We start from the raw sequence: 22,836 nt of genomic DNA, 5'->3' as shown, positions 1-22,836 counted from the left end.
AAATTACAAACAGTGCAATTCTGTACCAATTGATTTTTTCGGGAAAATGCATCCATGGTTGATCCAGCACAACAGCGGCATGACATAGAAGCAAGTGGCGCCAACTACCGCGAACGCGCGGTGGTGCCGGCCAGAACGGCAGTTCTTTCCATTGACATGCAGCAAATGGAGGTTGGCGTCGCAGAGCGGCAAGAGGCCCGGATTTCCGGCACGCGGCAGAACAGGCACGCTGCTTTTTATGAACGTGTGGAAAACACCGTTATTCCCGCTCAGCAAAAGGTTCTGCAGGCCGCCAGAGCGTCAGGAATCGAAGTCATTTTTACTGTGATTGAAAGCCTGACCGCAGATGGGCGAGACCGCAGCCTTGATCACAAGATCTCGCATCTTCACGCGGCCAAGGGCTCGTTTGATGCACAGGTCATTCCCGAAGTCGGGCCGGCGGCAGATGACATCATCATTCCCAAAACCTCATCGGGCATCTTCAATTCCACCAATATTGATTATGTCCTGCGCAATCTCGGCGTGGAATATCTGGTCATCATGGGCGTCGTGACCGATCAGTGTGTGGAATCCGCCGTGCGCGACGCGGCCGACCGGGGCTTTCTGGTAACCCTGATTGAAGATGGCTGCGCCGCCTATTCCGACAGGAACCACAATGATTGCATGGAGGCCATGGACGGCCACTATTCCCGTGTCCGCAGCGCGGATGAGTTTGTGGCCGAACTGGCTGCGCTGAAGACGTAAATCACTCTGACTGAAGCACCACCAGCGGCTCGTAATGGTGCGGCTGGCGCATCAGCACAAGGTCTTTTCGCCGAACCACATTGGTGGGATAGGGCCCACCAATGTGCCCCGTGTCGATCGTTGCCACGGCCAATGGCGCGTTGGCCGCGGCGATGGATTCCGTGCGTGGAAAGGCAAAGGTGTCCGGACCGAAGATGCCGCTATGCCCGGCAAAACCCTTTTCCTCGTCCAGAACATTGGCGAAGACAAAGTAGCAATTGTTTTCCCCCGCCCGCACCCGGTACTGGTGCCAGTGATAGGGGTCTGCTCCTGTTGGAATGGGAGCCGGCTGCTGCACGGCCGTTCCCGCATGCGCCAGATGAAAGCGCTGACGTATGGCCGATGGGCAGGCAATCAGGTCTGCGCCACGCAGCGCCAATGTGCGCCCCGCTTCGGGAAAGCTGGCGTCAAAGCCAATCAGCAGGCCCACGCGCGCAAAAGGCAGGTCAACAATTTTCCACTCACTGCCTGCTGTTGCCCACCGCTCATCCTCCTCGTTCAGGTGGATCTTGCGATAGATCGCCAATACGCCGGATGGTCCGGTCAAAACCGCACTGTTGTAAAACCTGTCGCCCTCTTTTTCGGCAAAGCCAGCCACAAGATACAGGCCACTGGAAACCGCCAGTTCGGTCAGGCGCACCAGTTCCGGGCCATCCGCTGCCAGCGCCTGTTTTGCAGGGTCCTGCAATCCGGTCAAAGCGCCCTCCGGCAGAACCAGCAGTTCTGCTCCTTTGGTCCGCGCCTGCTCTGCCAGTTCAGTCATGGCTGCCAGATTGTCGTCAAGGTTGGCGGTTGGCGCAAACTGGCCAGCGGCCACTTTGGCCTCCCGCCCCTCCGGCAATGGCTGGTGGTCATAGAGCTTGAAGAAATCACGCGGGTTCCACGCAAAAGTGTTGGTCATCAGCTCGGCATAAAGCTCCGGGCGCCGCCGCTTCTGAATGTTTTCTCCCCAGACTTGTCTCTGCCGGGCTTTCTCAGGGTCAATTTCCGCCAGCGCCATGCCATCGCCGGAATCCACCACAGCCAGAATTTCGGCATCCGGGCCAATCACACAGCTTCCGCCGGAAAACTGCACCCCACGTTCCAGCCCCCAACGGTTGCCTTCCACCAGATAGCAGGAATTTTCGAAGGCCCGGTTGATCCAGTATGGCGCAGGCGTGCGTTCTGCCAGCCAGTTGGAAATATGGCAGATAACATCTGCTCCGCCCAAGGCCACCAGCCGCGCGGTTTCAACGAAGTGAATATCCATGCAGACTAGGAGCGCAATGCGCCCGATAGGCGTTTCAAAAACCTGATGCCCCAAATTGCCACAGGCCGACCATTTCGGTTCGGCAATATAGGGGTGGGTTTTGCGGTGGGTGCCGATAATGCCATCCGGGCCGATCAGCACTGCCGAATTGTAGTAAAGATTGCTTGCGGGATCGACCTCCGGCATGCCGATGACGATGTAGCAGCCATACTTCCTGGCTAGGTCCTGAAACCGGCCCGTGCTCGGCCCCGGCACGGTTTCAACAAAGGGTTCCACCTCTGCCCGGTCGTACCAGCAATAGCCGGTCGTGCCCATTTCCGGAGTAACAATCAGCTTGGCACCTGCCTGCGCCGCCTTTTCACAAAGCGCCAGAAGGCCGGTGATGTTGCGCTCTTTTTCGCCCATCAATGGTTCAAATTGAATGGCAGCCGCTGTGTATTTTTCCAGCATCATGTTCACTCCGAAAATGAAGTCGTTTCTGTTATCGCGGGCTGCCCGCAATGGATTTCAGAATGGATGCACCCAGCGTGTATTTTGGATCCACCATGTTGCCCAGCCGGATGCGCCCACACTGCGTCAGCAGCATGTAGGCGTCGATTTCATCAAAACCGAAATCAGCAGCCAGCCAGCGGATCAGTTCGCGATAGGCCCCGCGCGCGGCATCTTCCATCGGGCGGGAAGAGCCAACCGTCATATAGAACGTGTCATTTTCCAGCCGGGGTGAGCGTATGGTCCAGCCCTTGATCAAATCCACCTGCACCGTGGTAACGGTCGGATGTTCCACCGCCACGCCGCACAATTCGCCATCGCCCTGCGCAGCGTGGCAATCGCCCAGAAACAGGTAGGCTCCTTCGGTGTTGACCGGCAGATAGACGACCGCGCCCGGCGCAACATCCGGCAGATCCATGTTGCCGCCGTAGTAATCCGGAACCAGAGAGGAAATGGCCTCGATCTCCGGCGCAGTGCCAATCGTGCCGATGAATGGTTCGTAAGGCAGGGTGATGCGGTCGTTCCAGACGATGCCTTCGTCCTTGTCCACATTCAGCTTGCGCACTTTTTCAGGCAATGGTGCGGTCAACAGCGCAGTATCCGCGGTTGGCACCAGACCGCCAAATTCCGGCATGATGACGGTGGTACCGCGCGGTTGCGGTCCGCGTGGCACAACACTGTGAATATAAACTGCCAGGCAGTCACCCTTCTGGGCACCGTTGATATAGATCGGGCCGTTCTGCGGATTCAGGTAGGGAAAATTCAGAATCTCGCTCGGCTTGTCGGTTTCATTCTGAATGGCACCCTCAAACGCATCATGCGTTTCAGCCACGATCACCGCACCCGGATCAACCCGCAGCACCGGCTCGGAAAAGGCGCTGTAGACATAGTGATACTTGCCCTGCTCCGCCTCGGTGATGCTGTGGGTCTGGCCTGCCTTGCCGCCCGCTACGCCTTTGCGCGCCATAATGGATTGTTCTAGCCAGCTCACGATAGAGCCTCCCTGCTTGTTGAAAGTAAGTTCAAACCGCCAGAAACCGGCGCACCGCGCTTCGGTCTTCCAGCACATCCGGCATGATTTCCTGGGTGATCCGCCCCTTGTCCATGACATAGCAACGCTGCGCCATTGAGCGGATCATCTCGATATTCTGCTCGACGAAAACCACAGTCACGCCTGTCGTCCGGTTCAGCTCAACCATGATGCGGGAAATGTCCTGCACAATGTTGGGCTGAATGCCTTCTGATGGCTCGTCGAGCAAAATCAGTTCCGGCGACCCCATCAACACCCGGCCTATGGCCAGTTGCTGCTGCTGGCCACCGGACATTGTCCCGGCGCGTTGGTCGCGCCGTTCGGCCAGGATGGGAAAATAGGAAAAGATCTGGTCGATCAGTTGCGCGGATGCCGTCTTGCCGCTGATAGACTGGCCAACCAGAAGATTTTCCATGACTGTCATTCGCGGGAAAACATCCCGGCCCTGCGGCACATAGCCAATGCCCAGACGCGCACGGTGATGTGCCTTCATCTGGTCCATTGCCTTGCCTGAAAACACCACAGAACCCTGAACGGAAGGCAAAAGCCCGATCAGGCATTTCATCAAGGTGGATTTGCCAACGCCGTTGCGGCCGATCACGGCAACAATTTCGCCTTTGCGAATGTCCATGTCGACACCCTGCAAAACCGGTTTTCCACCATAGCCCGACCAGAGGCCAACCGTGTTGAGGTGAACTTCGTTACGCATGTGCCTCTCCCAGATAGATGGCCGTCACGCGTTCATCCGCCACGATCTCGTCGATTGTGCCCTGTGCGAAAATTTTGCCGAAATGCAGAACTGTCACCCGCTGGGCGATCTGCCGAACAAAGGCCATGTCGTGCTCCACCGCCAGAACGGTAACGCCCTGCCGGTTCAGTTCCTGCACCATCTCGCCGGTGGCAAAGGTTTCATCCGGTGTCATGCCGGCTGTTGGTTCATCCAGCAGCAACAAGCGCGGCTTCAGGCCAATTGCCATGCCGATTTCCAGCCATTGCTTCTGGCCATGGCTCAGATTGCCGGCAAGTTGCCGCTGTGCCTCGGTCAGCTTCAGAAACTCAAGCAGCCGATCGATCTCTTCATCCAGCCGGGAAACAGGATAGTGGTCCTGCAGGGCAATTGTCAGGTTGTGGCGCACGCTCAGTGCCTTGAAGATGCCAGGCACCTGAAATTTGACGCTGATACCCTTGCCGATCCGCTGAAATGGCTTGGCATGGGTAATGTCTTCGCCAGCGTAAAGAATGGTGCCGCTGGTCGGCAGGTGCTCACCCAGAATGAGCCGGAAAAACGTGCTTTTTCCCGCCCCGTTGGGGCCGATCAGGCAATGGATTTCGCCCTGTTCCAGCGTGAAATCCACATTGCCGGTCACATGCAGACCACCAAACCATTTGTTGAGTTCGCGTGTTTCCAGAATAGCCATTACAGCCCCTCCCGCGCAGCATTGCGCCGGCGTAACCGGCCGGACATGAGAGATGCCAGCCCGTAGATCAGGCCATTTGGTGCAACCAGAACGGTGATCACCAGCAGAAGACCCATCACGATCAGTGCATACTGGCTGCCATAGACTGTGAGTGCCTGAAAGCCGAACAGAACCACCAGCGTGCCAACCAGGGTTGTGGTCAGGTCGCTGCGCCCGCCTACGGCCACCCACACAATCGGCAAGGCAGCGGCAGTCATGCCCATGGAAGCAGGGGTAATGTAGTTGCCCCATGAGGTGTAGAGAACACCGGAAACACCCGCCAGCGAAGAGCCGATCACAAAAGCGGCGAGTTGATATTTGCGAATGTCATAGCCAAGCATTTCTGCCCGCTCAGGATTTTCGCGAATGGCCACCAGTACGTTGCCAAAGCGGGAATTCACCAGAATGCGCAACGCCAGGTAAACCACCACCAGCAAAGCCAGCGTGAAGTAATAGAGCTGAACATCCGGAAACAACACGATGTCGCCGCCCGGCCATGGAATCGTCAGTGACGGCATGCCGCCCATTCCGTTGAAACCGTTCAGCCGCGCTTCGCCAATTCGCCATTGCGGTCCGGCGGTCTGCGCCATGAAACGCTCCAGCACCAGCGTAACGGACAAAGTAACGATGCCCAGAAACACCCCGCTGATGCGGCCAAAAAACAGGAAGTAGCCAAGTATGGCCGCAAACAATGCCGAAACGCCAACCGCGGCAACAAAGGAAAACAGCGTCAGGCCGTAGGCGTCACCCAGATTGATCGTCAGCACGCCATAGGCATAGGCGGCAACGCCGAAAAACGCGGTCTGGCCAAACGACAATGCACCGCCATAGCCCCAGATCAGGCTCAGACCCAATGCCATGAATATCCAGTTGAAGAAGTAGACATTGTTGCCGACATCATACCCATCGGCAAAAGACGGATAGGCAATGGCTGCGGCGATGACCAACGCAAAGACTGACCAGAACCCCGGACCGCGACCCAATGTCTGCGGCCCTTCCAGCAATGTCAGCCAGCGCGGCTTGGAAGAAGTTGAAGACACGGGTCAGGCCCTTTCACGCAATATCCATCCGGAAATCCCGCGTGGCAGGATGCGGATGACAATAATGACAGAGATCAGCATGCCGATCTGGCCGGCCAGTTGCCCTTGCCATGAGGTCAGGGCGGCTTTGATGATGCCCAGAATGGCGGCAGCAGGCGCAGTACCCAGGAAGATGTCGGCACCGCCAACAACAACAGTCACAAAGGCCTCGACGACAAAAGCACCGCCCATGGTTGGCACCAGCGTCATGGTTGGCGCATAAAGCCCACCGGCCAGTCCGGCCAACGCCGCGCCCAGACCAAATGTCAGGCTGTAGATCAGGCTGGTGTTAACGCCCGTCGCCTCGGCAATATGCGGCACCTGAATTGTCGCGCGGGACAAAAGGCCAAACCGCGTTTTGGTAAAGACCAGCCACAGGGCCGCCAGGGTGGCGAGGGCCGCAACCATCAACACGACGCGGTAGGTGGAATAGGAATAGGCCCCGACGGTAAAGCTTCCCAGCGGTGTTCCCGTGCCGGGCATGGTAGAGCCGAGCAAAATCAGCGTGCCCTGGGTTGCCATCATCGAGATGCCCCACGTGGCAACAATCGTATCCAGCGGCCTGTGGTAGAGATGGCGGATAACCAGCCGCTCCAGCACCATGCCCACCAGACCGGCAACCAGCGCGCCCAGCAGGATGGCCAGCGGCAGCGGCAGGCCCATTCGGGCAGCACTGGCGGAAACATAGGCTCCACACAGAATGAATTCACCATGGGCAAGATTGATGACGCCCATCATGCCGAAAATGACCGCCAGCCCGCAGGCAGACAACACCAGAAAGGCGAAAGCATCACCGGCCTGATATATAAAAGTAAAGGCCGCATAAAGCACTTCCATCGGGAAGCACCTCCTTTGTTCTTGGATTTCTGGCAGGATGAATGGCTGCCGGAACCGTGCCCCGGCAGCCTTCCTTTAGCCGATCAGCGCGCTGGTGGCGGGCTGGAAGGCGTGTATTGTGCGCTCGGGTCGTCCAGCGTCAGGTCGCAGCCAGCCTCACCCAGCCAATAGGGCTTGCTGTCTTCCCACACCGTCGGGAAGCTGATCGAGTGATCGTCATTGACCTTGGCCAGATAAATTGTGTGCGACATGTGCTGGCTTTTCGGATCCAGGCACACATTGCCGGATGGGCCGTCGAAGCAGACATCACCCTCTGCGATTACCTTGCGCAGATCTTCCAGCTTGGTTGACCCATCGGCCCGCTCGACCATCTGCTTGTACAGGTTCAGCGCAATGTAGGAGTTTGCAGCTTCCTGATTGATGTATGGCTCATTGGGGAATTTGGCGCGGAATTTTTCCACAAATGCCTTGCTGGCCGGAGTGTCCACCTCTTCAATATAGTTGGTGGTCACAAACATGTTGGCCAGCGATGGCGGGGTGAAGCGCTTGTGCTCATAACCCTGCCCGACATTGACCGAAGATGCCATTGGCAGGTTCAGGTTGGCGGCGGCAGCCTGCTCATAGTAAGATGCCTGTGCAGTGCCTACCAGCAGAGTGACCACAACATCCGGCTTGGCTTGCTGGATGTTCTGAATGGTTTGGGAAAACTGGGATACACCCAGCGGGATGAACTCTTCACCCACCATTTTGCCGCCGTTTTCCTCGGCAATCTTGCGCACCCACTCGGCAGAAATCTGGCCGAAATTGTAGTCGGCGGCAATCGTGTAGATGTTCGGGCCATATTCCTTGATCATCCAGGGAATCAAGGTCGAAAACTGCTGCTCCGGCACAGCGCCGGTAACAATCATATTGGCATCGCAAACGCCGCCTTCATACTGGTTGTTATAGAAGGCCAGCCCGTCGAACTGGTTGACGATCGGGCGGTATGCTTCACGCGAGGCAGATGAGAAGCCGGCAAAGACCGCGTCCACCTTATCGCGCTGGAACACGCGGCGCATGAACTCCTGATACCGCGTATTGTCGGACTGAGTGTCGTAGACCACCAGCTCCAGAGGCCGCCCGGCAATACCACCGGCGGCATTGATTTCCTCTGCAGCCAGTTCAATGGCGTGGACCTTGACCGCGGTTGCCGCAGCAAAATCTCCCGACTGATCTTCCAGAACACCCAGCTTGATGGCTTCCTGAGCCAGGCCGGCGCTGGACGTAGCCAAAATTAGGGCGAGCGCTGTCATGGCGCTTTTTGCGCAATTCTTCATTGAAGTACCCCTGAATTTGAATGGTTCGGATCTTAGAGCGCCTCACGCGATCTCACGATCGTCTGCAACGCCCTACTGCTTGCTTTGTGCATTGCCCTGGTGTCGAAGCGATCAGGCCTCAACGGGAAATGCGTCAGTCCGCGATGGCCTGCCGGCCTGCAATCAGAGCTTTTCCGCTTTCCTCACAATCGCGAAAAAGTTCACCGCGGTCATGCTTCGCCGTGCTCCGTTGAACGACGTATTCACAGTAGGTTTCCAGACTGACGCGTGATCGCATGCTTTCCCTGCGCAGCAAGGCGAAGGCAGCGTCATCATCAATCCGGTTCATGCGCATTGTATGCGTCACCGCCTTGATGACATGGCGGCGTCTGCGGCGACGGCTTTCAAGCTCGTCGATTGCGGCCAGATAGGCCGACCGCCGGGCATACTCGTTGACACCAAGGTAAAGAGAGGAAAACACCGTACCGGCGTGAACCGGCTTGGAAAGAAACGCAGTTGCCCCGACTTCCATCAATGCACGCAGGCGGCTTGGCGCCTCCACGCCAACCAGCCCGATGACGGGCACGGGCGGGTGGCAGCCAGGGCCGCCGAAGCTGATGTGCCGCAGCATGCTCAGATCGCCATCAACGAACAGAATGTCCCGCGCAACATCAAATTCCGGCAAGCGGCCAGTATCATCCAGCACCAGATGCTGCACCTCCAGCCCAAGCCGAGGCAAGGTGACAGACAGTGTTTCCAGCGCACGGCCATCCAGCGAGGCAATGCACCCGCGCCGTTGGCTGAAATTCTGCACCGGACGGATCAATGTCATGTCACAATCCTCAGAACAGGGCGGCCGGACGTTGGCGCAAGTGTTGGTGTACTGTGAACAAGATAGGGGTCCGGCGCTACCGGTGCCGCCGCTTCAACCAGAATATCAAACTGGCCGTCCATTCGGGAACGGCCGATGCGTGGCGTCAGAAACGCGTGCAATGTCTCCTGATCCAGCCAGACATCACCCTGCGGAGCAGCAATTTTCTGCCCCGATGCGCAGGCGCGCACATGCATGATTTCATCAGTTCCGGCCCGGTGTAAAGCCTCCGCCAGAAGACGTACGGCGATAAAGGCGGCCTCAGCCTCGGCCGAAACACAAGGCTCGCCCGAAAAAGCCAGATTGTAGTCTTCAACAAAGCTCTGGTTGCGGCTGGTCGAAATGGAGGCGAAATAAACACTGGAGCTCAGATGCCCATCAATGGCGCCAGGACCGATGGCGGCCAGTTCGGGTTCAGAAAGATTGCAGCTTGCAACCGGAAAACGGCTGACCTGATCTATCCCCCGCCGCTGGCAGGCACTGCGAAACTGCCGGAAAAAGGCATAAGCGGAATCGCCAATCAGCGAGTTGAGAATGAAATCCGGTTGGGTCTGGAATATGGCATCGATAATCCGATCCATATCCACTTCACCCACCGGCAGATAATGCTCTGCCACCACACAACCGCCCCGCCCGGTCAACTCTTCACGCAGAACGCGGTTGCTTTCCCATGCCCAGATGTAGTTGGAGCCGATGCAAAAGCCGCGATTGCCGACGTGCTGCATCAGGTAATCAACCATCGGCACAATATGATGGTTGGCCACTGCGCCAGTGTAGATAACGTTGGACGCGCTTTCGAACCCCTCATAGTGGGCCGGGTACCACAGAAGCGCATCACGCTTTTCAAGGGTGGGAATAACCTCCTTGCGGCTAGATGACGTGTAGCAGCCGACAATGTGCCGTGCACCGCGTGCCAGAATGGCCTCGACCGCAGGCACATAGGCGGTCAGATCTCCTCCCGGATTTGCCTCGATGGGCTCCAGACGAAAATCGAACTCCTGGCTGCTGTTAATCTGCTCGCACGCCAGAATGGCGCCATTGCGCATAGTCCGGGCAACATCGCCGTACGAGCCGGTCGATGAAAACAATATACCGATAGGATAGCGTTTGGTTGTCATAAACGATCCTGAACGACAAAAACCCTCCATCAGCAGTGACTGCTGGGAGGCCCCGGTGCCCGAATTTGGAATGATTACTGCATGACGCATATTTGAGCATCGTTGCTCCGCGCTTAACAATTAAGCTGAACGGGAATTGGGTTCTTGTCAAGCGGAAACGCACGCACAAATTCACGACAGCCTTGTGACCCGGCAATTGCGTGCGACCATTTCAGCCGCAACCGATAATTTGAAACAAAATCATGAAGATCAACCAGCGTTATGTGGCATTTGCTCTTGACGCGGCACGCCATCATGCTGAATCCAGACACACGGTCGCATCTGCACTGCCCAAGCATTGCCCGGTGAAACGGAATTGTCCAACGGCGCGATAATGTGACGAAACAGTGAGTTAGAGCGTGACAGATGATCGAAGGATTGACTGGATCGGTCTTCAGGAGGAATCATGATTATCTCGGCTCCCACGGATTTTCGTGAAGCAGCGCGACGTCGAATACCGCCATTTCTGTTTCATTATGCCGACGGCGGGGCTTATTCCGAGCATACGCTGCGGCACAATGTTTCGGATCTTTCGGAAATTGCGCTGAAGCAGCGGGTTTTGCGCAATGTCGCCAGTCTGAACCTTGAAACGGAGCTGTTCGGCCGCAAAATGGCAATGCCGGTGGCAATAGCGCCGATCGGGCTGGCCGGAATGTACGCACGCCGGGGCGAGGTGCAGGGCGCAAAGGCCGCGTATAAAAAGGGAATTCCTTTTACGCTTTCGACGGTTTCGCTTTGCCCCATTGAAGAGGTGCAGAAAGAATCGCCCGCGCCTTTATGGTTTCAGCTTTATGTCCTCAAAGATCGCGGCTTCATGAAAAGCGTGCTGGAGCGGGCCAAGGCCGTCGGTATCACAACGCTGATTTTTACGGTGGACATGCCAACGCCCGGCGCGCGCTATCGCGACGCGCATGCAGGTCTTTCCGGCCCCAACTCCAATCTTCGCCGCATGTGGCAAGCTGTTCAGCACCCTGCATGGGCGTGGGATGTCGGCGTCAACGGTCGCCCTCACGACCTGGGCAATGTGTCGAAATATCTTGGAAAGCCAACTGGGCTGGATGATTATATTGGCTGGCTTGCAGCCAATTTTGATGCATCGATCAGCTGGAAGGATCTGGAGTGGATCCGCGATTTCTGGGGTGGGCCGATGATCATCAAGGGCATACTGGACCCGGATGATGCACGCGATGCAGTCAAGTTCGGCGCAGACGGGATCGTCGTTTCCAACCACGGCGGCAGACAACTTGATGGCGTTTTGTCTTCTGCCAGGGCCCTGCCCGCAATTGCAGACGCGGTTAAAGGCGATCTGAAAATTCTGGCTGATTCGGGCATAAGATCCGGCCTGGATGTTGTGCGGATGATTGCGCTGGGTGCCGATGCGGCGCTTCTGGGCCGCGCCTTTGTCTACGCACTTGCCGCCGGTGGAGAAGCAGGCGTTTCGCATCTTCTGGATCTTTTTGAAAAAGAAATGCGGGTGGCAATGACGTTGACGGGTGTTCAGACCATTGGAGAAATCAACTGCGACTGTTTGGTTTGAACCACCTTCAGCATTCTTCGACAGTCGTGCGTCTTCGGCTGTCGAACAGTTTGTCAATCAAAGCGGTCATTGTGACAGGTCACCAGCCACAGATATTTAATCCATGCTTTGGCAAATAACGGAACATCACGATGAACGTCAGTTTTCCCCGCAGTTCTGATCACAATATCGATCCGGACATTCTGGCACGCTGGTCGCCACGATCCTTCGACAATGAGGAAATCAGCGAACAACAGCTTTTCAACATTCTGGAAGCCGGGCGCTGGGCACCATCGGCCTTCAACGCTCAGCCATGGCATTTTATCTATGCTCGGCGTGGCACAGAAAACTGGCAGAGCTTCGTTGACCTGTTGACGCCTTCCAATCAGGGCTGGGCAAAAAATGCTGCCGCACTGGTTTTTCTGGTTTCCAACACCACGCGGCGGGATGCTGCCAGCGGCGAAGACCTGCCACTGTACAGCCACTCGTTCGATGCCGGTGCAGCATGGGGCCTTATTGCCCTTCAGGCGACAAAGCTGGGCTGGCACGCCCATGGCATGACCGGTCTGAATTTTGACAAGGCGCGAGCCGAGCTTGAAATTCCAGATGGTTTTCGTATTGAGGCTGCGTTTGCGATTGGCCGGAAAGCCGACAAGAGCCTTTTGCCGGAAGCTTTGCAGCCACGTGAAGCACCCAGTCCGCGCAAACCGCTTGGTGAAATCATCTCCGAAGGCCGGTTTTCAATTGCTGATTAAAATGTGTTCATAAAACTCACCTTTTGGTTTATCTGCGTTTGATGCAGTGCACATAGCTGCACAGTATTTAAGCGTGGGGATGCAAAATTGGTCACAATTGACGAAAAGCTCGAACCCGTTCTGAACCAGGTGCTGCAAAGAAATGCAGGTGATCTGGAATTTCATCAGGCGGTCCGGGAGGTTCTTGAAAGTCTGGGCCGGGTGATTGCCAAACACCCGAAATATCTCGACAGTTCGCTGATTGAGCGCATTTGCGAGCCGGAACGGCAGATCATCTTCCGCATTCCCTGGGTGGATGATCAGGGAACTGTGCAGATCAATCGTGGCTTTCGGGTGCAGTTCAATTCAGCGCTCGGACCTTACAAAGGCGGCATTCGTTTTCACCCCTCGGTGAACATCGGAATTATCAAGTTTCTGGGCTTTGAACAGATTTTCAAGAATGCGCTGACCGGCATGCCGATCGGTGGCGGCAAAGGCGGGTCGGACTTCAATCCGCGTGGCCGCTCCAATGGCGAAATCATGAGATTCTGCCAGTCCTTCATGACCGAAATGTTCCGGCATATCGGGGAATATACCGACGTGCCTGCCGGGGACATAGGCGTCGGTGGCCGCGAGATCGGTTACATGTTCGGTCAGTACAAGCGGCTGACCAACCGCTATGAGGCAGGCGTCCTGACCGGCAAAGCCCTGTTCTATGGTGGCTCACGCGCACGCACAGAAGCGACGGGCTACGGTGCCACCTATTTTGTCGAGCGAATGCTGGCCACAAAGTCTGATGCATTTGAGGGCAAGCGCGTTGTGGTTTCCGGCTCAGGAAACGTCGCGATTTATACAATGGAAAAAATTCTGGAATTTGGCGGCAAGATCGTGGCCTGCTCGGATTCCAACGGCTATATCGTCGACGAAGACGGCATTGACCTTGCTCTGATCAAGGAGATCAAGGAAATCCGCCGGGACCGGATCAGCACCTATAAGCAGCTGAAAGGCAACGGTGCCCGCTATATCGAACAAGGTTCGATCTGGGATGTGCCGTGCGATGTGGCCATGCCGTCTGCAACGCAGAATGAGTTGACGGGCAAGGATGCGCGCACGCTGGTTAAAAATGGCGTGATTGCAGTGGGCGAAGGGGCGAATATGCCATCAACGCCGGACGCGGTGCGCATTTTCCAGGAATCGCAGGTTCTGTTTGCGCCAAGCAAAGCGGCCAATGCGGGTGGAGTGGCAACCTCTGCGCTTGAAATGCAGCAAAATGCATCCCGTGATAGCTGGACTTTTGAACAGACGGAAAGCCGCCTTGCCACGATCATGCACAATATTCATGACCGTTGCGCCGAAACCGCCGAGGAATATGGCTCCCCCGGCGACTATGTGCTTGGTGCGAATATTGCCGGCTTCGTGCGTGTGGCCGAGGCCATGGACGCGCTGGGCGTGATCTGAGTTTACTGCCGCCACAGACCCGCAATCATGCGGGTCTGTTTCGCACCGGCAGTTTCCAGCGCGGGCGGATGAAATGGCAGGTGTAGCCATTGGGTATCCGCTCCAGATAATCCTGGTGCTCTGGCTCCGCCTGCCAGAACGGCCCATCCGGAGCCAGTTCGGTGACGACCCTTCCGGGCCACAGGCCAGACTCGTTCACATCCGCGATTGTATCTTCTGCAACGGCTTTTTGCTCGTCACTGGTATAGAATATGGCTGAGCGATAGCTGGTGCCAACGTCATTGCCCTGCCGATCCTCTGTTGACGGATCGTGAATCTGGAAAAAGAACTCAAGAATCTGCCGATAGCTGATGCGGGCAGGATCGAACACAATTTCAATCGCTTCCGCGTGCGTGCCGTGGTTGCGATAGGTGGCGTTCGGCACATCACCGCCGGTATAGCCGACACGGGTGGAAACCACGCCATCATAACGGCGAAACAAATCCTGCATGCCCCAGAAACAACCGCCAGCAAGCACAGCCCGTTCGGTGCTCATGTTACGTCCTCGACTTGTGGGAGGTAGTCGCCATAGCCCTCTGCCTGCATGTCATCGCGGTGGACGAAGCGCAGCGAGGCCGAATTGATGCAATAGCGAAGGCCGCCACGGTCCACCGGTCCATCCGGAAACACATGGCCAAGGTGGCTGTCACCATGCACCGAGCGCACTTCGGTGCGGATCATGCCATGGCTGCCATCGCTCAGTTCAGCCACATTTTGTGGCTCAATCGGTTTGGTGAAACTTGGCCAGCCGCAGCCCGACTCATATTTGTCGGACGAGGCAAACAACGGTTCCCCGGACACAATATCAACGTAGATTCCAGGGGCCTTGTTGCTCAGATAGCCGCCAGTGCCCGGCCGTTCGGTGCCACTTTGCTGCGTGACATAAAATTGCTCCGGCGTCAGCCGGGACAGAGCCTCTTGGGTCTTGCGATATGTCGTCATCGGTCCTGCTCCATTGGCTTACAGCTTTGCTGTTTCACACAATTGGTGCCTCCGGGCGCAAAATACCAGTGCAGCCGGTCATGTACCGGTGGTCAAAGTCACCGATCGCAAATGCGCACGCATCGCGGCCTCGGCTGCTTCAGGATCGCGGTCGCTGATTGCCTTGGCTATTTCAAAATGCTGTTCAATAAGTTCGTCGCGCAGGGCTTCCGAATATGTCCGTGCCCGCAGGCCAGTCCACTTCTGGGCCACACGCACCGTCTGTATCAGCTCAAACAGCGAATGGAACAGGCTGTTGTGTACGCTGTCGGCAATCTTGGCATGAAACGCGCTGTCCCAGCGCTCATATTGCATGCTGGTTTTTGCAGAAGCGCCTTTTTCAACCAGCCGCTTCATCTGGTCTATATCGGAGGGTGTAGCGCGCATGGCCGACAGTTTGGCCAGCGCAGGCTCCAGTTCGCGCCGAACCTCCATAATTTCGGCCGGGCTGGTGTGCTGGGAAAGGGAAACGGCCCTGGTTGAAACCGGGCTTGTGGGGCGAATGAACGTACCTTGACCCTGACGACGAAAAACCAGCCCCTCTGCCTGAAGCGCATCAAGCGCCGCGCGCACTGTTCTTCGCCCGACACTGTAGCGTTCCATCAACTCCCGCTCGGGAGGCAGTTGCCCTTCACGCACGAGTGCGCGGTCCTCGCTTTCAATAGCGGTTCGCAAACCCTCCAGAAAATGAAGTTCGTTCTGATCACTCATAGCCAGATCGATTTATAAAGATCGTAGAACATCCGCAATGATGTGATGCCCAGAAAAATGGCAAAACACAATTGCAGGCGTTTGCGTGGAATCGTATGCGCGATACGCGCACCCACAGGCGCCATTGCCATCGTCAGCGGGATAAACGCCAGAAGCGCAGCCAGATTCAGATAACCGAGGGAAAAAGGCGGCAGATCGCTTTGTCCCAGGCCCGTGTAAATATAGCCGAGGGTGCCGGGAATGGCGATGATGAAGCCAATGGCCGCAGCAGTGCCGACCGCCCGTCGGATGTCAAAGCCATAGGCTGTCAGGATCGGCACGCTGAGGGTGCCACCCCCAATGCCCATCAGGGCAGAAATGCCGCCGACGAACAGGCCAAACCCGCTTTTGACCGCCGTATTGGGAAAACCATCGCGCGGCTTGGCGTCATCGCCAACCAGAAACATTCGCAGGGAGACCACAAGAGCCACTGCGGCAAACACTGCCGTCATCAACCGGCCGTCAGCATAACCGCCCAGGGCAGTGCCCAGCACAACGCCGATAAAGATCGGGACGCCCCAGCTTTTCAACAGATCCGTATCAATGGCGCCACGCCGATAGTGGCTGCGCACGGAAACCGCGGAAGTGGCAATGATGGTTGCCAGCGAAGTGGCCACAGCAACTTTCATCCGCAATCCGGGTTCGACATCAAACAGCGCCAGCAACTGATAGAGCACCGGCACAATAATGATGCCGCCGCCAACGCCGAGCAGACCGGCAAGCAACCCGCCGACACTGCTTGCCAGAATGATGGCCGCCACAAAGCCGATAATCGCCGTGGCGTCGCCTTCAAGAACTCCCATAAATCCCCCACGCCCAATCGGGCTAATACGAACCAATTGAGGATTAACACCATATTGGTTCAAATCTCCAGACGGTTTTTTGGATTTTTTTCCATCACTGCAATTTGTTCGGCAAAGGGCCTCCTCACCCGGTGATCGGCAATCGCCATTACCGGACCACGCCAAGGCGAGATTCCGCCGCCGCACGCTTCAACCCCGACAAGTTAAGTTGTTCCGGTTTGATTTTCTCAGTTGACAGCATAGCGATTGCATGAATTATCTACTGATAAATAAATTGACCCGGCTTTGATCCAGACCGGCTCATGAACAATAATTTCGCAGGAAACCATGAACCAATATGTCTTTGGTTCAGAAAAATTTGGCTCTGGGGAGGATAAGTTCTTATGCAATTCGCAAAACTTCTGACCGCAACGGCATTGGTTGCCTCTATCGGCTGGGCTGTCCCGGCCGCCGCAGAACCAGTCAATATTCGCATCGGCTGGTCGACAATGCCGGGCCATATGATCCCGGTGCTGTATCTCAAACCGGAAATTCTCCAACATTATGGCACCAGCTATACTGTAGAGCCGGTACGCTTCCGTGGCTCATCGCCACAGATCACCGCCATGGCGGCTGGCGAAATTGACATGGGCGCCTTTGGCGCACTGGTTCTGGCTCTGGCAGTCAACAATGCCCGCCAGGACGTCAAAGTGGTGGCCGACATTATCCAGGACGGTATTGACGGCAAGCACTCGGAAACATTCATGGTGCGTGCCGACTCCGGCATTGAAACCGTTGAGGATCTGAAGGGCAAGCGCGTCGGTTCCAACGCTATCGGCTCAGCTTCCGACACGGCCATGCGCGCCATGTTTGCCAAACACGATATGCAGGACAAGCGCGATTTCACGATCGTTGAAGTGGCCTTCCCAAACATCCCGCCAATGCTGGATGAAGCCAAGATCGACATGGGCCCTGTTTTGCAGCCAATGTCCAGCGCACTGACGGAATCGGGCAACTACCGCACTCTTTTCACAGCCAAGGACGCTCTTGGGCCATCCCAGTTGGTGTTCCTGGCCGCCAAGACGGACTTTCTGGAAGCGAACCGCGATCAGTTGAATGACTTCTTTGAAGATCACGTCCGCGCTGTGCGTTGGTTCACCGATCCTGAAAACCGCGAGGAAGCAGTTCAGATCATTGCAACCTTCATGCAGCAATCTCCGGACACGCTGACGCATCTGTTCACCGAACGCGATTACTTCCGCGATCCGTTCATGATCCCCAACATCGAAAACCTGCAGAACGGGGTCGACGTTGCGGTTGAACTGGGCCTTGCACCAACCGGCCTGACGGTTTCGCCGGACTATGTAGACCTGAGCTTCGTTGAAGAGGCCAAGCGTCGCATTGAGGCTGACCCTCAATGACCGCAGTTGATAACCTGGCCGGATCGGCCAACACCACAGGGGCTGCATCCGCAAATGCGGCCCCAGGTATCCGCATCGACGATGTTACACACACCTATGGTCGTGGTGACAGTTCGGTTCTGGCGCTCAACCGCATCAATCTCGACATCGCGGAAACGGAGTTCCATGCGCTTCTCGGCCCCTCCGGCTGCGGAAAAAGCACCCTTCTCTACCTGATCGGCGGCTTTATTCCCGTTCAACAGGGCACCATTTCCACCCCGCGCGGTGTGGTGCGTCAGCCCGGCCCGGACCGCGCAATCGTGTTCCAGAACTTTGCGCTGTTTCCCTGGAAAACCGTTCGTGAAAACGTGCTGTATGGTTTGAAGAAAATTGGCCTGAGGCGCGAGGAAGCCGAACAAAGGGCGCAGGAATTCATCTCTCTTGTTCACCTGAACGGATTTGAAAATTCCTATCCCTCGCAGCTTTCCGGCGGCATGCAGCAGCGCGCAGCCATCGCACGCACCCTTGCAGTGGATCCGAAAACGCTGCTGATGGACGAGCCGTTTGGCGCACTGGATGCGCAAACCCGGCGCGTTATGCAGGAAGAGTTGCGGGCAATCTGGGGTCGCACGCGCAAAACCGTGGTTTTTGTAACCCACGATGTGCAGGAAGCTGTGTTTCTGGCAGATCGCATTTCCATCATGAGCTCGCGCCCCGGCCGCATTGAACACGTCATTGATGTGCCACTGCCCAAAGACCGCGGCGAGGAAATACTGGAAAATCGCGAGTTCATTCAATTGAGCGAGCACATCTGGCGGCTGGTGCGAGAGCAGGCCATTGCTGCAACCCGGGGGCACTGACATGTCCGGTATCAACCCCGCCGACCGCAAGGGCTTTCTGCTCTTTGACGCAGCACAAAAGGTTTCCCGGCTGCTGCCTCTGGTTATTCTGGCGGCGGTCTGGGAGTTGTTGGGTGCTACAGGGCTGATCTCGCGCCAGATGCTGCCAAGCCTTGGCCTGATCTTTTCCGAATTTGTTACAATGCTGTTCAACGGCGATCTGCTTTACAACACCTATCGCTCTCTCAGCCGCGCTGGCAGTGGTTTGGTCTGCGCAATTGTCGTGGGCGTTCTGGCGGGCCTGTTGATGGCCAACTTCCGGACAACCCGGCTGCTGCTCAATCCCATTATCCAGATTTTTTACCCCATGCCAAAATCGGCGTTGATCCCGGTGGTGATGATCTGGCTGGGGCTTGGCGACTCGTCCAAAATCCTCTTGATTTTTCTGGGCTGCCTGCTGCCGGTTGTTGTTGGCACCTATAATGGTGCGCGTGGTGTCAACCCATTTCTGATCTGGTCGGCGCGCAGTCTCGGCGCATCGCAATTTCAGGTCCTCTACGAAATCACTCTGCCTGCCGCCATGCCGGAAATTCTCAATGGCTGCCGCACAGCGCTGGCATTCTCGTTCATTCTCATGGTCAGCTCTGAATTCCTCATCGCCACCGACGGCGTCGGTTACATGATCTCATCACTGGGCGACGGTGGAATTTACCCGGCCATGTTCGCTGTTATTCTTTTTGTTGCCGCCATCGGCTTCGTTGCTGACCGCATCTACACGATGTTTGTCAAACGCCAGTTGCGCTGGAGGGACGCGTGATGACCTCACAATCCGCCGTGACATCCGCCCCGGACAAAACGAAACCGCAGGCTCCACGCAAACGCTTTACCACCACCCAGATTGTCGACATCGGCGTTCAGACCAGCGTCATAGTTGTTCTGTGCCTTGCCTGGCAGCTCGGCGCAAAAATGGGTGCCATCAACCCGTTTTTGCTGCCTGCTCTTTCTGATGTGCTGGGCCGCATCTGGTCGGACATGATGTCTGGCGCAGTGTTCGTCGATCTTGCCCTGACGCTCTACCGTACCTTGTCCGGCTTCTTCATCGCCGCCATTCTGGGCATACCCATCGGCATCCTCATGTCTCGGGTCGCTGTCTTCCGCTGGTTTTTTGACCCGCTGATTTCAGTCGGCTTTCCAATGCCCAAAATTGCCTTTCTGCCGATTTTCATTTTGTGGTTCGATATCTACGACACATCGAAAATCATCATGGTCACGTTTTCCTGCTTCTTCCCGATTGTTGCCGCAACCTATGCCGGTGCCGTCGGGCAGGACAAATGGCCATTGTGGTCGGCGCGCTCTTTTGGTGCAACAGAGCTGCAAACGCTTTGGGAAGTGCGGCTTCCGGCTGCCATGCCGCAAATTCTGACAGGTCTGCAGGTTGCATTGCCCGTGGGTATGATCACCACCATTGTCACAGAAATGCTGATGGGCGGGCGCGGCATTGGCGGCTCGATGATCATGGCCGGACGTTTTGCCGACTCTGTCGGGGTTTTTGCCGGAATTCTTGAGATCGTTTTCCTCGGCTTCGTCGTTGTGCGTGGTCTGGAAGCCGTGCGCAGGCGTCTCCTGATCTGGCATCCGGAAACACGCAAATGACGGCATTTTTCGCTTCTGCCGCAGAAATTGAGGTTGCCTTTGGCGCTTCTGAAGGCGGAAGCGGATATGCGGCGCTGGACCATTGCCGGCCCAATCAGCCCTTGCGGCTGAATGAGATGAACGTGGCGCTGCCAAGAGAAGGATCGCCGATTGGCAGCGGTCCATTGGCAGGGCTGATGCTTGCAGCTCTGCAACGCCTTTGCGACCCCTGGGACAAAAACGCGCTACGGTTTCTGGAACGGTATTTCCGGTTTCTGGAGCAGCAGTTGGACATGAACAAAGAGCGTGTTGCGCAGCATCTGGCGCCCTTCGGCGGGCTCTACAGGCCAGAACACGTGCTGTTTTCAGCCCCTGCGCCGCTGCCTCGGGCAAGAATCCGCCTTGGCGGGCTGCAGGATATTCATCTGCCGTTTCTGTTCTGGCAGGGAGCAATGCCGGTTGCGGTGTTTCTGCAACCGTTGCGGGTGACACCGAAACGCGCCCGCGCCGATGCGGAAAGGCTGGATCAGGCTGGTATTCGCCATATCAGCCTGGCGGCAACAGACATGCAGGACGACGAGACGCTGTTCAACACGGTTCTCGGCGCGCCGGTTATGGATTTTTTTGAAAGTGAACCTGTGCCAAACGGCCCGCGATCTCGCAGCTTCGTACCATTTTAAGGGTCATTTGGCTCGTGTTTGGATCATCTACCAGGAGTTCTCAGAGTGTCATCGGAATTGATCTATGGAATGCGTTTGATTGGCCACGACCTTCTCGACGGTTGGGGTGGCATTGGCGAGGGCATGTCAATACAAACCGCTTCTGATGGCCGCCGTATCATGTGGCTGGCACATGAAGGACCACCTAAGAACTTTACCGGCGTGGATGTCACGGATCCATCCAGGCCGCGCGTTGTTGTCCAGACCGATATAGCCAACAATCACACGCGTTCCAACTCTCTGGAAACCTGCGGCAACCTGATGGCGGTTGCCTATCAGACACTGGAGCCCGGCCAGCAGCCGGCAGGCATTGAGATTTTTGACATTACCGTGCCGGAATCTCCCCGTTCCATCAGCTATTTCGACTGCTCCGGGCCATATTCGCGCGGGGTGCACCAGCTTTGGTTTGTTGATGGTGAATATATTCACTTTGCCGGCGGGGCGGCAGATTTCACGCCCAAGAACCAGCTTGATGACCAGCCCTATCGTATTCTGGATGTGCGCGACCCGACCCGCCCGGTCGAAGTCGGACGCTGGTGGATGCCCGGCACCATGGTTGGCGATCCGGAGCCGGAGCCAAAGAGATTGGCGATCGATACCGGCTTTCGCGCGCACAACACCAATGTCTATCCGGAGCGGCCGGACCGCGCCTATTTGGCCTATATTGATGGCGGCGGCATGATCATGGACATTTCAGACATGTCCTCGCCGAAGGTCATTTCTTCCTTCAACCCCAATCCGCCTTTCCCCGGCTTTACGCACACCGTCATGCCGCTGTTCAGCCGTGATCTTCTGGTGTTCACGCATGAATGCGTGCTGGATGATGGCGAAGACTGGCCAAAGCTGACCTGGATCGTTGATGCGCGCGACGAAACCAACCTCGTGCCGCTTTCCATTCTGCCAATGCCGGATGTTGAAGACTACGCAAAGCGCGGCGGGCGCTTTGGCTGCCACAATGTCCATGAAAATCCGCCGCGAGACGAGGCGTTCAAGTCGGATACCCTGCTGTTCTCATCGCTGTTCAACGGCGGTGTGCGCGTGCACGACCTTTCTGATCCGACGCAACCACGCGAAGTTGCAGCTTTCGTACCGGAAGGCCCGGCCGGATCGCGGGTTCCATCCATTCAGATCAACGATGTTTATGTCGATGAAAATGCCATCGTCTATGCAGCCGACCGGCATACCGGCGGCCTGTACATTCTTGAACTTGATATCTGATTTGCATTCTAAAAGGAGGAAATTTCCATGAGCAGTGTCAAAGAAACCAAAAACAAGGGCGCAACCAAGGGCGGCGCGGACGGCTATATTTTTCAGCTTGCCGAATTGGACAAGATTGATGCCGGCACAGGCTACTCCACCGCATTTGGCGCGGTGGTAGAGGGTGAAAGAACCCAGGTTGGCCTGATGAACAAGGCGCGCGGCACCGGTGCACGCCCGCACTCGCACCCCAATGAGCAGTGGAACTACGTGGTCAAGGGTCGCCTGCGGGTGAATATTGAAGGGCAGGAAGAGCGGATCGTTGGTCCGGGCACCCTGCTCTACTTCCCGCCAAACCATGTGCACTCCACCGTGGCATTGCCGGACGAAGACGTGGTGTTTTTCGTGGTGAAGGACCTTTCACACGGCATCGTGGGCAAGGCAGCCGACGGCACCATGGCCGGCCCGCATTACGACAAGGGATTTGAACCAAAAAGCTGATCATTTTCAGCCAGTGCACATGACTTTGCAAAGAAGCATGC

At 56.5% G+C, this 22,836-nt stretch carries 24 protein-coding genes; 11 read left to right on the top strand and 13 right to left on the bottom strand.

Annotation, left to right across the window (positions count from 1 at the left end; all coding sequences use genetic code 11):
* Positions 1-54: 54 nt before the first annotated feature.
* Positions 55-744, top strand: coding sequence for a cysteine hydrolase family protein (locus FPY71_RS13875; protein ID WP_149300890.1), 690 nt, complete (start codon positions 55-57; stop codon positions 742-744).
* A gap of 1 nt (position 745) precedes the next feature.
* On the opposite strand, the gene FPY71_RS13870 is transcribed toward FPY71_RS13875, so the two are convergent.
* The 9 genes from FPY71_RS13870 to FPY71_RS13830 all read right to left on the bottom strand — a co-directional run bounded on the left by FPY71_RS13870 (position 746) and on the right by FPY71_RS13830 (position 10,208).
* Positions 746-2,482 (bottom strand): nitrilase-related carbon-nitrogen hydrolase, encoded by a 1,737-nt coding sequence (locus tag FPY71_RS13870; protein WP_149300889.1) that lies wholly within the window; start codon positions 2,480-2,482, stop codon positions 746-748.
* A gap of 31 nt (positions 2,483-2,513) precedes the next feature.
* The gene (locus FPY71_RS13865; protein ID WP_425457896.1) at positions 2,514-3,488 is read right to left on the bottom strand and encodes an acetamidase/formamidase family protein; all 975 of its coding nucleotides are present in this window, start codon (positions 3,486-3,488) and stop codon (positions 2,514-2,516) included.
* Positions 3,489-3,543: 55 nt separating this feature from the next.
* On the bottom strand, positions 3,544-4,260 hold the full coding sequence (locus FPY71_RS13860; RefSeq protein WP_149300887.1) for an ABC transporter ATP-binding protein: 717 nt from the start codon (positions 4,258-4,260) through the stop codon (positions 3,544-3,546).
* Complete coding sequence (locus tag FPY71_RS13855) at positions 4,253-4,969, bottom strand: ABC transporter ATP-binding protein (RefSeq protein WP_149300886.1); 717 nt, start codon at positions 4,967-4,969, stop codon at positions 4,253-4,255. Before FPY71_RS13855 ends, FPY71_RS13860 begins: the two co-directional genes overlap by 8 nt.
* Positions 4,969-6,048, bottom strand: a complete 1,080-nt coding sequence (locus FPY71_RS13850) for a branched-chain amino acid ABC transporter permease (RefSeq protein ID WP_246160545.1) — start codon at positions 6,046-6,048, stop codon at positions 4,969-4,971. The genes FPY71_RS13855 and FPY71_RS13850 overlap by 1 nt, the downstream gene beginning before the upstream one ends.
* A gap of 3 nt (positions 6,049-6,051) precedes the next feature.
* Complete coding sequence (locus FPY71_RS13845) at positions 6,052-6,924, bottom strand: ABC transporter permease subunit (RefSeq protein WP_149300885.1); 873 nt, start codon at positions 6,922-6,924, stop codon at positions 6,052-6,054.
* A gap of 83 nt (positions 6,925-7,007) precedes the next feature.
* On the bottom strand, positions 7,008-8,216 hold the full coding sequence (locus FPY71_RS13840; protein ID WP_246160543.1) for an urea ABC transporter substrate-binding protein: 1,209 nt from the start codon (positions 8,214-8,216) through the stop codon (positions 7,008-7,010).
* A 157-nt stretch (positions 8,217-8,373) separates the two neighbouring features.
* A complete protein-coding gene (locus FPY71_RS13835; RefSeq protein WP_149300883.1) occupies positions 8,374-9,051 on the bottom strand; it encodes an ANTAR domain-containing response regulator in 678 nt (225 codons plus the stop codon).
* The gene (locus tag FPY71_RS13830) at positions 9,048-10,208 is read right to left on the bottom strand and encodes a transporter substrate-binding domain-containing protein (RefSeq protein ID WP_149300882.1); all 1,161 of its coding nucleotides are present in this window, start codon (positions 10,206-10,208) and stop codon (positions 9,048-9,050) included. Before FPY71_RS13830 ends, FPY71_RS13835 begins: the two co-directional genes overlap by 4 nt.
* Before the next feature lie 445 nt (positions 10,209-10,653).
* Between FPY71_RS13830 and lldD the strand changes: the two genes are divergently transcribed.
* The 3 genes from lldD (at position 10,654) to gdhA (ending at position 13,955) form a co-directional block, all read left to right on the top strand.
* The gene (gene lldD, locus FPY71_RS13825) at positions 10,654-11,784 is read left to right on the top strand and encodes an FMN-dependent L-lactate dehydrogenase LldD (RefSeq protein WP_149300881.1); all 1,131 of its coding nucleotides are present in this window, start codon (positions 10,654-10,656) and stop codon (positions 11,782-11,784) included.
* A gap of 131 nt (positions 11,785-11,915) precedes the next feature.
* A complete protein-coding gene (locus FPY71_RS13820; protein ID WP_149300880.1) occupies positions 11,916-12,518 on the top strand; it encodes a nitroreductase family protein in 603 nt (200 codons plus the stop codon).
* A gap of 87 nt (positions 12,519-12,605) precedes the next feature.
* Positions 12,606-13,955: an NADP-specific glutamate dehydrogenase gene (gene gdhA, locus FPY71_RS13815; protein WP_149300879.1), complete on the top strand. Its 1,350-nt coding sequence runs from the start codon at positions 12,606-12,608 to the stop codon at positions 13,953-13,955.
* Positions 13,956-13,980: 25 nt separating this feature from the next.
* On the opposite strand, the gene msrA is transcribed toward gdhA, so the two are convergent.
* From msrA to FPY71_RS13795, 4 genes are all read right to left on the bottom strand, one after another.
* Positions 13,981-14,490 (bottom strand): peptide-methionine (S)-S-oxide reductase MsrA, encoded by a 510-nt coding sequence (gene msrA / locus FPY71_RS13810; RefSeq protein WP_149300878.1) that lies wholly within the window; start codon positions 14,488-14,490, stop codon positions 13,981-13,983.
* Complete coding sequence (gene msrB / locus FPY71_RS13805) at positions 14,487-14,936, bottom strand: peptide-methionine (R)-S-oxide reductase MsrB (protein WP_149300877.1); 450 nt, start codon at positions 14,934-14,936, stop codon at positions 14,487-14,489. The genes msrA and msrB overlap by 4 nt, the downstream gene beginning before the upstream one ends.
* Positions 14,937-15,014: 78 nt before the next feature.
* Positions 15,015-15,686 (bottom strand): FadR/GntR family transcriptional regulator, encoded by a 672-nt coding sequence (locus FPY71_RS13800; RefSeq protein WP_149300876.1) that lies wholly within the window; start codon positions 15,684-15,686, stop codon positions 15,015-15,017.
* A complete protein-coding gene (locus tag FPY71_RS13795) occupies positions 15,683-16,528 on the bottom strand; it encodes a sulfite exporter TauE/SafE family protein (RefSeq protein WP_149300875.1) in 846 nt (281 codons plus the stop codon). Before FPY71_RS13795 ends, FPY71_RS13800 begins: the two co-directional genes overlap by 4 nt.
* A gap of 383 nt (positions 16,529-16,911) precedes the next feature.
* On the opposite strand from FPY71_RS13795, the gene FPY71_RS13790 reads away from it, so the two are divergent.
* The 7 genes from FPY71_RS13790 to FPY71_RS13760 are packed head-to-tail and all read left to right on the top strand — an operon-like array spanning position 16,912 to position 22,795.
* Positions 16,912-17,928, top strand: coding sequence for an ABC transporter substrate-binding protein (locus FPY71_RS13790; RefSeq protein WP_149300874.1), 1,017 nt, complete (start codon positions 16,912-16,914; stop codon positions 17,926-17,928).
* Positions 17,925-18,767 carry an ABC transporter ATP-binding protein gene (locus tag FPY71_RS13785; RefSeq protein ID WP_149300873.1) on the top strand — a complete coding sequence of 281 codons (843 nt, stop codon included), beginning with the start codon at positions 17,925-17,927 and terminating at the stop codon, positions 18,765-18,767. The genes FPY71_RS13790 and FPY71_RS13785 overlap by 4 nt, the downstream gene beginning before the upstream one ends.
* Before the next feature lies 1 nt (position 18,768).
* Positions 18,769-19,563, top strand: coding sequence for an ABC transporter permease (locus FPY71_RS13780; protein ID WP_149300872.1), 795 nt, complete (start codon positions 18,769-18,771; stop codon positions 19,561-19,563).
* Positions 19,563-20,399 (top strand): ABC transporter permease, encoded by an 837-nt coding sequence (locus tag FPY71_RS13775; RefSeq protein ID WP_149300871.1) that lies wholly within the window; start codon positions 19,563-19,565, stop codon positions 20,397-20,399. Before FPY71_RS13780 ends, FPY71_RS13775 begins: the two co-directional genes overlap by 1 nt.
* Positions 20,396-21,058, top strand: coding sequence for a hypothetical protein (locus FPY71_RS13770; protein WP_149300870.1), 663 nt, complete (start codon positions 20,396-20,398; stop codon positions 21,056-21,058). The genes FPY71_RS13775 and FPY71_RS13770 overlap by 4 nt, the downstream gene beginning before the upstream one ends.
* A 45-nt stretch (positions 21,059-21,103) precedes the next feature.
* Entirely contained in the window at positions 21,104-22,315 is a 1,212-nt protein-coding gene (locus FPY71_RS13765) for an LVIVD repeat-containing protein (RefSeq protein WP_246160541.1), read from the top strand.
* A 27-nt stretch (positions 22,316-22,342) separates the two neighbouring features.
* The gene (locus FPY71_RS13760; RefSeq protein WP_149300869.1) at positions 22,343-22,795 is read left to right on the top strand and encodes a cupin domain-containing protein; all 453 of its coding nucleotides are present in this window, start codon (positions 22,343-22,345) and stop codon (positions 22,793-22,795) included.
* Positions 22,796-22,836: the final 41 nt, after the last annotated feature.

Source organism: Aureimonas fodinaquatilis (genome assembly GCF_008369445.1).
GTDB lineage: Bacteria > Pseudomonadota > Alphaproteobacteria > Rhizobiales > Rhizobiaceae > Aureimonas > Aureimonas fodinaquatilis.
This window is presented reverse-complemented; position numbering and strand designations above follow the sequence as displayed.